Consider the following 11,705-nt stretch of genomic DNA (forward strand, 5'->3'; position numbering starts at 1 on the left):
GCGAGGACCACTCCCGCGTCCGAACCCGCTCCGGACCACGCGTCCTGGCCTCACTGCGCAACCTCGCCATCAACGCCCTACGCCTGGCCGGCCGCACCGACATCACCGAAGCAACCCGCTGGGCCAACCGCGAAATGACAAGACCATTCACCATCCTCGGCCTCACCGGATGATGTTGAAACGACCGTGCGTCTGTGGCGGCGGAGAAAAGATCGCCGAAGTCGTCCAATTCCGAATCGGTGAGGTCGTTCGCAAAGACGGACTCTGTTGTTGGCTTGCCCGCGTTACGCGCGAGACGATCTCGGACCCTTCGCCGTGACTCAGCCGCTGGGATGAGGCTTGGAGTGGGCATATTCTCCGTTGTCGACCACCACCGTCCAGGGTGTAGTTCGTCCCAGGGGGGCCGCTGCCCCTCGCGCCGCCTACGCGCGCCAGGATCATGATTTCCAAACCCGTCGACAATAATGTTCCAAACCGGGCTCAGCTGCTTAATCATGACCCTTTCGGCGAGCGGGACGAATACCTCGACGGCAACCAGATAGCGAACCCAGAAATCACTGGACTCCAGGTCCAGAGCTTGTTCTAGAGATTCTTTGTGCTCCTGCAGGCGATCCCACAGGGCCGTGGTCTCCTTCGCGTCGTCGACAAGGCCTTTCCTGCCTCCCGCTGGCACCGCCTTGCCAACGTAAATCGGGATGTCACTTTCCGGGTCGCTGATCGGCCCGTAAAGATCATGATTCCCGTGGTAGTAGATCGCGTATACGCCGGCGCCGACCATAAGTGGCACCGAGTCGATGGGTGTCTTGCCGCTGGCAAGCAGAGCCAACTCAACGCTTCTTCCCAGATTGACCAAGTCCAACGGGTTGTAGGGTGTTGGCCGTTCGGCGTTTACCGCCCAGTTGCGGGGCTTGCGTGATGATCGCCGCCCGTCGGGCCCATTTTTCCTCGCCATGTCGGTGTTGACCCCCGAACCCTTGCCGCAAAGCTCCCGGGGGCGTCTTCCCCAGAGTCGCGACGGTGGCCGCAGCAACGGCCACGCGTAGACAGATAGAAGCGTTGCGACATGCCTCGTCACGCAACGCTTCGATCAAGGATAACGGGCGTGTGAACGCTCGTATAGAGCGTGCCGTAGTGCAGAGCTAGCGGCGGTGATCTCGCTCAGCGGTCGTGGTGAGGTGCGGCGAGATACCCGCTAGGTCCGAAAAGTGTAGCTCGATCCAGGTAGTGGTTGAAACGGTCACAAACCGGCTCTCCAAGGTGCAGGCAGGCTTGGCAAGCGCCGCCATGACGTCGGCAAGCCGGATCGAGAGGACATCGTGTTTCCGCGCTGAGCATAGTGTTGAGGAAGTGGTGTAGGTCGTTCTCGAAGACCGCTTGCACGCCTCCGAGCACGAAGTCGCCGCGGGTGGCGGCGTAAACGAAGAACACGCCATGGCTTGGGACTAGGTATTCGCCCAGGCTCTCTCGGTCGACCCCGGCGAAGACCGACAGATTGCGGATGACTCGGTGAGCGTAGGTGTGGACGAGTTCGACGAGGTCACGGCCGACTGGGGAGGCTTGGGGCTCATCGGTGAAGCGGTCTGGCACGGTGATTGAGGCGGCGAGGGTGGCCCGCGCCTCGGTTTCGTCGGCGGCCGGGGTAAGGGAGTGGCCTCGGCTGGCCAGCCAATCGTGTACGCGAAGCGGGTTGAGGCGGAACATCAGCGCCTCGGAGTCCTGCGGGTCGGCGTAGATCCGCGTGCCGCGGCGGCCGCTGAAGAGGTTGAGTCTGGTCTTGCCGGGTTCTAGACCGCCTCGGGTGTAGCCGTAGGCCGCTCTCAGGATCGGGAATCGGTCGATCAAGTCGATGCCGGAGAAGCCTGCGCGGTCGATCGCGGATGGGTATTCGGTCTCGTAGGTTCGCCGGGCGTGGGTTGGGGTTTCTGGTCTGATGAGGTCCTCGACCAGGACGCGAGACTCGATGGTGGCCAGGGCGATATCGACTGCCTCGCGTTCGGCAACCTCGATGCGGTCGGTCGGGGCGTTGGCCAGGGCGCCGATGTTGTCTTCGGGGGCCAACGCTCCGGCGTCTGCGGCGACGGCGGCCATCCTTTCGGCTGTCTGGCGGTCGAAGCCCATTTCTAGCAGCTGGCTGATGGTTGAGGTGCTTGTGTGTTGGTCCGATCCTGGCTTTCGTGTGTGGAATCCGGAGATTGCCCAGGACAGGGCGCGCCGTGGTCCGCCGGCGTCGGTGACCTCGGCCATGCGTTTACGGCTGCGAGGGTTGATCAGGGTGAAGGTTTGCGGCGCGTAGACGGTGGAGGCCCGGTGCACGTTGTAGACCAGCATCGTGCCGTTGCGTCGTGTGCCCCACGACCGGCCGCACGGGCACTTGCGGGGCATCATGCCTTGACGGATCAGGTTTTTGCATGTGGGGCACTCAAAGCGGATCCGGCTGGCGTCCATGCTCTTCTGGTACGGCATCCGGCTTAGCTGATGGGTGGGGCATCGTGGGATGACGGGGGCCTCGAGATAGCCGCACTCGTGGTAGGCGACGAAGTGGAGCTGGTCCCATTGACGGGTGGTACCGCAGTTTGGGCAGGGCCGGTCGAGGCGGTCCTCGACTGTTCTGCATTTGCGGCAGACATAGACGTTCGGGAAACGCTCGACGCGGACACCGCGGTCGGAGTTGACCTCGACTACCTCGAGCGGCCCGCCGCGGCGCAGACTCGCGGTGATGCCGGTGGCGTCGCCGTGGTTGGCCCATCCGTTCAATTGGTCCATGAGCCGGCGTCGGATGATGGCGTCGTCGACGTCGACCGGTCTGGGGTCGCGCCATTCGGTGGTGCGGTAGATGCCCCCGCGCAGGTCGCCGGTTTGTTGCGGCAGGAATCCGTAGAGCACCTGCGAGCCGCTGCGTGTGTCCTTCATGTCGTTCGTCCCCGTACTAATCGTCGCTGATCGGGATCTGCGACTCGACGTCGCGCAGTGAGAGCATGGGTCTGCGGCCAAGAAGTTCACTCGGCCACTTCAGGCCAAGTCCGTACTCCTGCAGCTTCGCGTAGTACCCGTCCTTGAGGTCGGTCTCGAGGTCCTCTCGCAGTAGGTATTCCGTGTCCCGAACACCCAGGGTCGCGGCGATCGCATCGACCTCGACGTCCGGCGAGACGCCGGTGAGGTTGACGTACTCGCGTAGCAGCTGGATTGTGGTCAGCCGTTGCTGGGGCGAACGCGGCTCGTGGACGAACAGGCGACGGGCCTCGACGGCGGCGGGTGTCGTGAGCTCGAGGACTTTCCGGCTTGATCGTGTGACTGGTATGGGTTCGACGAAGCGGTCACCCTGGTCCACGAAGGCACGGAAGTGGCTGTAGACGGTGGAGTCTCGCTCGCGGCCCACTTTGTGGATGACGTAGACCAGGCCCGGATGGGTTCGCCCGACGCGAGCGGTCGCCTGGATGAACTCGGCGGTGGTGAGCGGGACGCCGAGCACGGTCATGATGTTGAGGCGGTCGACGTCGACTCCATGCGAGATCATGGAGGACGCCGTGAGTACGTGGATGCGATCGGCGAAGTCGGCGCCGGGGTTGATGAGGGCGGCGAGGACGTCGCGCACCTCGGTGAAGCTGGTTTGGCCGGTGAGGGACTCGACACGTAGCGGTTCGACTGGTACCTGGGTACCCATGGACCGGCGGGCGGCCTCGACGTCACGGACGGTGTTGCCGTAAATCACGTCGGTGCCGTAGAGGTTGACGATGTCAGGGACGTGCTTCGGGTCGATGCCGATCTCGCGACTGAGCGTTTCGGGGTCGGCCATAAGGTCTCGGACGCTCTGCTGCAGGATTGTCGTGGTGCGGTCGGATACCCATTCCAGGGTGACGCCGCGGGGCCAGACGGCCACGAACCGGCGCAGGAGGCGGTCGGTTTCCCGGCTCCAGAAGCTCTCGCCGGCGGTGGGGCCGGCCTGAGGGAACACGCGGCCGGGCCTGGAGTAGAGGGTGTCGACTTGGCGGGAGTATCCCTCGAGAGTCGCCGACGAGGCGATGATCTTGCAGGTGCGTCCGGTGAGTTCGCGTTGCAGGCCGTCGAGGATGGCCTCGTAGTGGGAGTCGACGGCGCCGAGGGAGTCCCGCAGGAGGTGCAACTCGTCCTGAAGGCGGAACGTGGGGGCGAAGCGGGATCGCTGCTCATCGGTGATGGGACGCGTCGGCGCGTCACAGTCGGGTACCAGGCAGCCGTTCTTGCGTGAACCGCGTTTGGCGTAGGTGAAACCGTGACCCTCGCGGGTGCACCAGGCGGTGGGGCCGTGGACGAAGCCGCGCATGTTGGCCTGCATGCCGATCACCGAGGCCTTGTCGAGCGTGCCGATCACGACGGTGGGCAGGAACCTGTAGATCTCGGCGTCGACGATGTAGAGCGGCAGCGGTTCACCGGCCAGGTCGCAGTGTTCGTTGCGGCAGTGATGCTCAAGGCGCCACTCGCGGCGATTGAATCGGGTTTCGATGGTGTGCTGCGCGCAGAAGGAGCACCGGGCCAGGACCTGGTATTTGGCGGGCATCGCGTCGTCCTCGACGTTGATGTCGTTCGTCTCGGTCGGGTGCTTGGGAATCTCATTGGGGGTGGATGTGCCCCCGATGAAGTAGCCCAGCGCGATCGGGTGTCCCTTGATGTCGTGCCGGCGACGGACGAGTTCGCCGGCGGCGAGCGCGTCGGCGAAGCGCTGGGTCTGCTGAAGGGAGAGCATCCTGAGCGGGAAGCGGCTCCAGGCGGTGATACCCGATCTCTTGCCGCGCAGCCGATCGTAGAAGGCGGCGAGGAGCAGCAGGCCGAGGTAGGTCTCGGTCTTGCCGCCACCGGTCGCGAACCAGACGATCTCGACGGTGTCCCATTCCTTCTGCCCGTCGACGAGGCTCGGCAGGACGGAGAGGATGAAGCCGAGCTGGAAGGGCCGCCAGTCGGGATACTTCCCGCGGGCGGCGAGGGACATGGCTTCATTCATGAGGGTGAACGCCTGGCGCAGGGTGGCGTCGGAGGCGAGGATCTGGACGCCGCGACGGATGCGGGCGGCCTCGGCGCGGTACGCGTCCGCCTCCGTTCGCGCGTAGTCGGCCATGTCGGTGCTCCAGCCCTCTCGCTGGGCTCGGGCGTCGAGTACCTGATCGGACCAGTGGCGGTCGCCCCATCGACGGTAGGCCGCAGCCAGCTGGTTGGTGGGCTCCAGGGGCGTCTGAGCGAGGGTGTCGAAGGTGAGGTCGAGCACCGATCTGGCGGTGTCGTCAAAGGTGTATTCGGGGCGCCGGCGCTCGACGACGACGGTGTCCGCGGTCGTCAGAGTGCCGGTCGCGCGGTCGTGCTCGACTCCGCAGTTGATGCCGATGGCGTCGAGGGATCGGTCGTACCGGAAGCTGTCGGGTAGCGATTCCAGGATGTAGGGGATCGTGTTCAGCCCGCTGATGGTCAGCTTGGTTTGGAAGAGGTAGCGCTCGCCGCGGGGGACCTGCTTTCCCTCCGGAGTCGTGTTGACGAGTTCGACGGTGAGTTCTGGCCGGCCGTCTCGCCAGGACTCGTCGGTGACGCGGATCTCGGCTGTCGCCGTCACCCCCGCCGCGCGTAGCCGTGTCGTGATGGTCTCGGCGCCGAAGGACCGCTCGACGCCGGTGGGCATGTCGATCGGCACGTCAACCGTGACGATCTCGGACTTGGCCCACTTGTCGTTCGCCCCGCCGCTCGATCCCGCCGCGACGCGGTGCCAGCCGCAAGCCTCGACTCGGACCCGGAAGACCCAGGGGCCGGACGCGGTCGGTCGGATCCGGGCGCCGACGGCGCACGGATCCATCCGCCGCTCGCGACCAGGACGCGCGACCGCAGCGCTCTCGGGTGCCAGCCGGCCCAGCCAGAACACACCCGAGGGGTCGACGTCCAAGGCGTCGAGCAGGTCACCACGCCCCTCACGGGTGACGCGTGCGTCGAGCCAGCGTACGAAACGCTCATATGCGGTGGCTTGGCTCACAGGACACCACCCAGCACGGTCTGCGCCAACGCGCGGACCTCCTCATCACCTCGTAGGACCTCAAAGATCTTCTTCTCGATCTGACGAACCCGCTCGCGCGTGATGCCGAGTTCGGAGCCCAGGTGCTCCAGCGTCCGCTCCTCACCACCGTCGAGGCCGAACCGGCCCTCGACGATGCGCAGCGATCGCGGATCGAGGACCTCCTCGAGCCGACGGAGCAGGGCTCGCGCCACCAGCTGGTCGATAACGCTGTCCTCGGGCCCCGGCTCCTGATCCGAGAGGACGTAGTCGGCCAGGGTGGCGACGCCGCCGTCGTCGGCGCCGACGGGCGCGTCGAGGCGAGCGACGGGAGCCGCCGCGTCCAGCATCGCCTGGACGCGCCCGGGGTCCTGTTCCACCCCGGCGGCCAACTCGGCCAAGGTGGCGCTTCGCCCGTTACGGGTCTCGAACTCACGTGCGTAGTTCTGGATCCGCCGGATCTCCGCCCACAGATGCACCGGAACCCGGATGATCGTGCCGGTGTCATCGATGGCGCGTTCCACGTGCTGGCGGATCCACCACGTCGCGTAAGTCGAGAACTTGTAACCCTTCTCCGGGTCGTACTTGGTGGCGGCCCGGTACAGCCCTCGGGTGCCCTCCTGTACCAGATCGTCGAACTCCAAGTCGCCGGCGCGGTACGTGTAGCGGCGGACCATGCTCATGACGAGGCGGATGTTAGCGACGATGAGCTCGTTCCTGGCCTGGTCACCGTCGGCGATCACAACTCGCTCGTCCGGTCGGGGCGGCCGCCGCTCAAGAGAGCATCGCTGCGCCGTACCGATACCGGCCTGGATACGCCGGCCCAAGGCGACCTCCTGTTCGGGCCGCAGAATCCGGTGAGCGCGCATCAATGCCGGCAGAGAGCCCGATTTCTCCTCGCCCGGCCTCCCGGAGTGAAGCTGTCGTCCGGACGGCACGCCTTGAACGTCGACATCGAGATCGACCAGCGCGGCGAGCAGGTTCGCGACCTCGTCGGCGAGCCCGCGCGCTGTCGCCACGCGTACGACATCGGTCCAGCTGATCTTGCCGGCACGATCGGCGTCGTCGATCAGCACCTCGAGACACCTAGTGAACGGTTCGCCCTCCACGTGACCGCCCTCCCCATCCGCCCAGGCGCCACACCACGCCCGAGAAGCCTGCGTTATTCGCGTTCGGGGCCGCCGTCCGCGCTTTCCGAATTACACAGTGGAGATTTTGGCCGGGGCGCGCAAGAGGTTGTCAAAAACGAGCGGAAAAGTTCCATATATTGGCGTCAGTGTCAATCGCTGAGAATCGCCGGTCTCGTCGTTTATGCCCGGAGCGTTGACGCCGATTCTCGGCTCAGATAAGTTCCTGGCAAGGCTGGTCCTAGACCCTCCAGGCGCTAGCCCGGCCGGATCCTTCAGACGCGCGATGGGCGCCTGCTCATCAACCACCGGCCCCTCATTAGGTGTCCACAACGACGTGAGGCCTACGGCGGCAGACACCTGCCGTAAGACGCGCGTCGGTCCACTGCGGAGGGAGCCCGCCCCGCGGTTGACTGTCCGTCCTCGCATTGAGGCGATGCTCTAGAGTGATCGCCTTGATTCCGGTAGCTGGACGCGGGGAGACCTTGGCATGGGCGCATGGATCGCCGAGTTCCGCCTGAGCATCACCCGGGCGCTGGCCGATCAGCTAGCCACCACACTTCAACCGCTCACGCCGGCTCCCTTGAAGCCGGAGACGCTCAGCGCGGTGGAAGCTCGCCCTGGGGTCTACGTTCTCTTCGTCAATGGAGAGCGGGTTTACGTGGGCAAGGCCGCCGGCGGGCTTCGTCAGCGCCTGGAGCAGCATTACCGCAAGTTGTCCGGACGCTCCGGTATCGCGATGGCGGAGATTCGGTTCGCGTGTGTTTACGTGGACGAGGACTTGGACGCCGCCGCCCCGGAAAAGCTGCTGATCAAGAAGTATCGAAGCGGCGGCGCCATTCCCTGGAACACCAACGGCTTCGGTAACAAGGACCCGGGCCGTAACCGCGACAAGAGCGTCGTGAAGGCCAAGCACTTCGATGCCCTGTATCCGATCGACTTGAACTACTCGCTGAACCTTGAGGTCAGCGGGTGGTCAGTGGCGGATTTGCTGCTGCGGCTCAAGCATGATCTCCCCTACCTTCTGCGGTACGACAACAAGGCGAACCAGGCGGAACTCAAAAGAACGCGCGTCGAGTTGCCGGCCGCCGAGTTGACGGCCCGCGACGCGTTCGCCTCGATCGTCGCCGCGCTGCCCTCGGGGTGGCAGGCGACCGCCTTGCCGGGATACGTGATCCTGTACAAGGAGACGGCCACATACGAGAGCGCTCTGCGGTGGTGGCGCCGTGACGGCGATGGAGCCGTCGTCGAGACAGCAGGGCCGCAGCACTTCGCCGCCGGGGAGGTCGACTCGGGGGAACAGGGTGACCTGTTCAGCTGAGGCGGCCTTATACCTGGGCGCCGCGGACCGCGTTTTCCACGCGGTCCGCCGCTAGCCCCGGCGCCTCGTGTTCCCAGACGCGGATGGACACCCAGCCGGCGGCCGCCAGTAGCCGGTCGGTCTCCGCGTCCCGGGCCTTGTTGCCCTCGATCTTCGTGTGCCAGAACTGCTGATTCGCTCGAGAGGGGCGGTAGTGCTCTGGGCAGCCGTGCCAGTAGCAGCCGTCGACGAAGACAGCGATCTTGGGCTTGGGGAAGACCACGTCGGCGGTGCGCCGGATACCGGGCAGCGGGCGCGTGTTGACCCGGTAGCGAAGCCCGCGTTCGTGCAATGCCGAGCGGAGCCGCCGTTCGGGCCCGGTATCTCGGCTCTTGTTGCCGCGCATCACCGAACGTACCGCGCGGCTCTGAGCCCACGACTGGGGTTCTGGCGCGGGTGGCGCGATGAAACCCTTCTCATGAGCGAGACGCCAACCCTGCTCCAGGTTTTCGGCGCGCGAGGGGTAGCCGACCTCACCGAGATATCGCGTTGGCGATCGGCCATGGTCGGACCAGCGTAGATACGCCCGGATTCGACGTGTCCGAGGTAGCAGTTTGAGCGCTACGGAGGCGCGTGCCTGCCGGCCGTCGGCGAGGTTGACCCAGCGGCGGTCCGGACCTCCGGCGGCGCGGTCTTGCTCTGCCGCGAGTGCTCGGCGGCTACGGCCTTGGCGGCCACGCCACGCCGTGTCCGTGGGGCAGGCGGCGGCCCAGGCGCGCTCACTGATCTCCCCCGTTCCCGTCATCGCCGTTCGTCGGCCTCGTCCAGCGCCTTCGCGACAGCGTTGGCGAAGAATCGCGCTAGCAGAACGGGTACCGCGTTTCCCAACTGACGCATCTGCTCACCTCGGGGTCCGGCCAGCTGCCAGCCATCGGGAAACGTCATGACGCGCGCTGTCTCCCGGACAGTCATGTACCGGTGGCGGAAGGTCGGCGTCTCCCCGGCGGCCGTGCCGGGGAGCACCTCATCGGTGAGCATGACTGACTCGCCTCCGGGAACACCGTGCACACCGGCTTTCACCGTCTTGGCGGGCCTATCCAGGACGTTTGGGGTGTGTCCCGCGTAGATGCGCGCGTCCGGCCAGCCGACGTGATAAGGAACTCCGCCCGCTGCGGTGATTCGGTCCAGGTGGTCCCACGACACCTTCGGCAGCTGTCGTTTCTTCTCGGGGTCGAAATCGGGATCGGCCAGGTCGTACATCAGCGCGTCGCGCAAGGTCCGCCACGGTTGCTTTCCGTCGTCGAAGACCTCTTCTCGCGGGAGCCGCTTCTCTACGAGCGCTCTGACTCGGGCATTGACCTTGTGGCGTTCCCAGTAGGACCCGTCTCTGATCGACCGGATCAGCGCGGCCTCGGAGTGTGTCGGGGCGATCGACCTCTTGAACCGCTCGAGGTCGACGCCAAGATCACTGCGGAACGCCACGATGATGATCCGGTTACGGATTTGGGGAACGCCGTAGTCGGCTGCGTTAACCCTGGTCGTTACGACCTGGTACTTCTCCCTCGGATCGGCAGGGTCTCGCTCGAGGCGTTCTCGAAGGATCTTGTCGTGCTCACGCCAGTCCGTCCCCTCTTGGCGCTCCACGAACGGAAGGCTTAGTTCACGTTCGATGTACTCGAAGTACTGGCGGAAAGAGGGTCGTAGCAGACCCTGAACGTTTTCGCAGATGACCGCTCTGGGCTGAATGTCGCGGATCGCCCGGAACATCTCAGGGAACATGTTGCGCTTGTCCTCGTCGCCCTTAGCGACGCCGCCGAGGCTAAACGGCTGGCACGGGGGTCCGCCGGCGAGGAGATCCACCTTGCCCCAGAGGTACTTGAACTTGACGTCACCGACGTCACCCGGAACCAGTGGCCACTTATCACCGGGGTTCGGCACTCGCTCCTCGTCACCGCGGAGTTCGGCCTCGTTGTCCGTCAAGGTTTTGCAGGCCCACTTGACGATCTCGTTAACCAGCAGGGGACGAAATCCCGCTTGGTGCACTCCCATGGCCAAGCCGCCGCCGCCGGCGAACAGCTCGACCGAGGTTCGGTCCTTGGTTTCCTCTACCTGCGGCTCAAGCATCGCGAAAGCATACCGCGGAGTTGTGGATCTTGACGAGTGACACTCCCGATTTTTTCGATCCACCCTGCGTCTGACGAAGTCGGGGACACTCGGTGAGCCGAGACGGCTCACCGGTACATTGGAGTTGATCGGCTGGGCTCCCATAGCAGGCGTTGACCGGTTTGAGTCGCCGCTGACAAGGAGTGAGATGGCCACGTGGAACGTCGGTCCGTTCGACAACGACGACGCCTCGGACTGGTGCGATCGGCTTCGTTCCACGGATCCGGCGCAGCGGACGGAGTTCGTCGAGATGACGCTGTCCGGTGCCGTCTCCCACTCGGTCGAGATCACCACGGCTCGCGCCTCGGAGGTGTTCGCCGCCGCCGCGATCGTCTTTCAAACGGCAACCGGTAAGCCGGCCCCAACGACGCCCTATGCCATGGTGGTTCTAACTGACAACGACGGCATAGAACCGACGCCGCAACTAGTCGGGTTGGCGCGTACGGCGCTGAAAATTCTCATGGCCGGGGAATCCGCGTTCCGGCGGAAATGGGCCGGCGACGTGGAAGAAGAACTGGCGCTAGAGAGCCTCGAACGCATCTACGCCGGCCTCGAGGAACAGCTGTCGTGATCATGTGTTTTTCGGCCGCGCCTCAGATCGACGGCGGGGAGTCTCGGTGACCGAGTACTCCATCGCTGGGACCGCTGATGACGTCTTAAGCCTCTGTCGAGCGCTTCGCGACGCTACCGGGATGCTCGGGCTGAACCCCACGGGGCAAGCCGAACTGCTCGAGCGAGTGGAGCGCGCCGAACAGGCAGCCACCGCGGCTCCTGTCGACCTGCCTGGTGTGGGCATCCAGGTCCGCGCGATCCGCTACTACCTTGTCGAGATGGCCGATGGCCCCATCTCGGCGTTCATGGCCGATGACGCGGCTCGGATCATCGGCGATGACATCGGCAAACTTTTCTTCTAAGGATCTCCTACGGCCGTCATAGCCACTCGGTTGTCTTCCATGTTGCCGCCCGAGGCCAAGCGGCAATTCGACTGGAACTCCTCGACTCCCGACGTCCCGGATCGAGGAGGTCCTCACTCGTGCCGCGGCCGCCGACCTCCCGAGCGATATAAGCGACACTCCGCGATAACGGGTTTACTCGCGCCTCGATGGCTCGT

At 65.1% G+C, this 11,705-nt stretch carries 9 protein-coding genes; 3 read left to right on the forward strand and 6 right to left on the reverse strand.

Annotated elements, in window-relative coordinates; all coding sequences use genetic code 11:
• From ACQ0O7_RS41375 to ACQ0O7_RS41390, 4 genes are all read right to left on the reverse strand, one after another.
• Nucleotides 1-859, reverse strand: an 859-nt coding sequence (locus ACQ0O7_RS41375; protein ID WP_430791273.1) for an Eco29kI family restriction endonuclease, incomplete at its 3' end; no start/stop codon positions are given.
• 299 nt (nucleotides 860-1,158) lie between these two features.
• A complete protein-coding gene (locus ACQ0O7_RS41380) occupies nucleotides 1,159-2,910 on the reverse strand; it encodes a hypothetical protein (RefSeq protein WP_430791275.1) in 1,752 nt (583 codons plus the stop codon).
• 16 nt (nucleotides 2,911-2,926) lie between these two features.
• Nucleotides 2,927-5,986 (reverse strand): DEAD/DEAH box helicase, encoded by a 3,060-nt coding sequence (locus ACQ0O7_RS41385; RefSeq protein WP_430791277.1) that lies wholly within the window; start codon nucleotides 5,984-5,986, stop codon nucleotides 2,927-2,929.
• A complete protein-coding gene (locus ACQ0O7_RS41390) occupies nucleotides 5,983-7,080 on the reverse strand; it encodes a sigma-70 family RNA polymerase sigma factor (protein ID WP_430791279.1) in 1,098 nt (365 codons plus the stop codon). Before ACQ0O7_RS41390 ends, ACQ0O7_RS41385 begins: the two co-directional genes overlap by 4 nt.
• A gap of 541 nt (nucleotides 7,081-7,621) precedes the next feature.
• On the opposite strand from ACQ0O7_RS41390, the gene ACQ0O7_RS41395 reads away from it, so the two are divergent.
• Nucleotides 7,622-8,452 (forward strand): GIY-YIG nuclease family protein, encoded by an 831-nt coding sequence (locus tag ACQ0O7_RS41395; RefSeq protein WP_430791281.1) that lies wholly within the window; start codon nucleotides 7,622-7,624, stop codon nucleotides 8,450-8,452.
• A gap of 7 nt (nucleotides 8,453-8,459) precedes the next feature.
• On the opposite strand, the gene ACQ0O7_RS41400 is transcribed toward ACQ0O7_RS41395, so the two are convergent.
• Together ACQ0O7_RS41400 and ACQ0O7_RS41405 are read right to left on the reverse strand one after the other, a co-directional pair.
• Nucleotides 8,460-8,837 (reverse strand): very short patch repair endonuclease, encoded by a 378-nt coding sequence (locus ACQ0O7_RS41400; RefSeq protein ID WP_430791283.1) that lies wholly within the window; start codon nucleotides 8,835-8,837, stop codon nucleotides 8,460-8,462.
• A 395-nt stretch (nucleotides 8,838-9,232) separates the two neighbouring features.
• Entirely contained in the window at nucleotides 9,233-10,555 is a 1,323-nt protein-coding gene (locus tag ACQ0O7_RS41405) for a DNA cytosine methyltransferase (RefSeq protein ID WP_430791285.1), read from the reverse strand.
• Nucleotides 10,556-10,742: 187 nt separating this feature from the next.
• Between ACQ0O7_RS41405 and ACQ0O7_RS41410 the strand changes: the two genes are divergently transcribed.
• Nucleotides 10,743-11,165, forward strand: a complete 423-nt coding sequence (locus ACQ0O7_RS41410; protein WP_430791287.1) for a DUF4259 domain-containing protein — start codon at nucleotides 10,743-10,745, stop codon at nucleotides 11,163-11,165.
• 46 nt (nucleotides 11,166-11,211) lie between these two features.
• Nucleotides 11,212-11,508 (forward strand): hypothetical protein, encoded by a 297-nt coding sequence (locus tag ACQ0O7_RS41415; protein ID WP_430791289.1) that lies wholly within the window; start codon nucleotides 11,212-11,214, stop codon nucleotides 11,506-11,508.
• Nucleotides 11,509-11,705 lie beyond the last annotated feature (197 nt).

This window comes from Actinoplanes sp. G11-F43 (genome assembly GCF_050589265.1).
GTDB lineage: Bacteria > Actinomycetota > Actinomycetes > Mycobacteriales > Micromonosporaceae > Actinoplanes.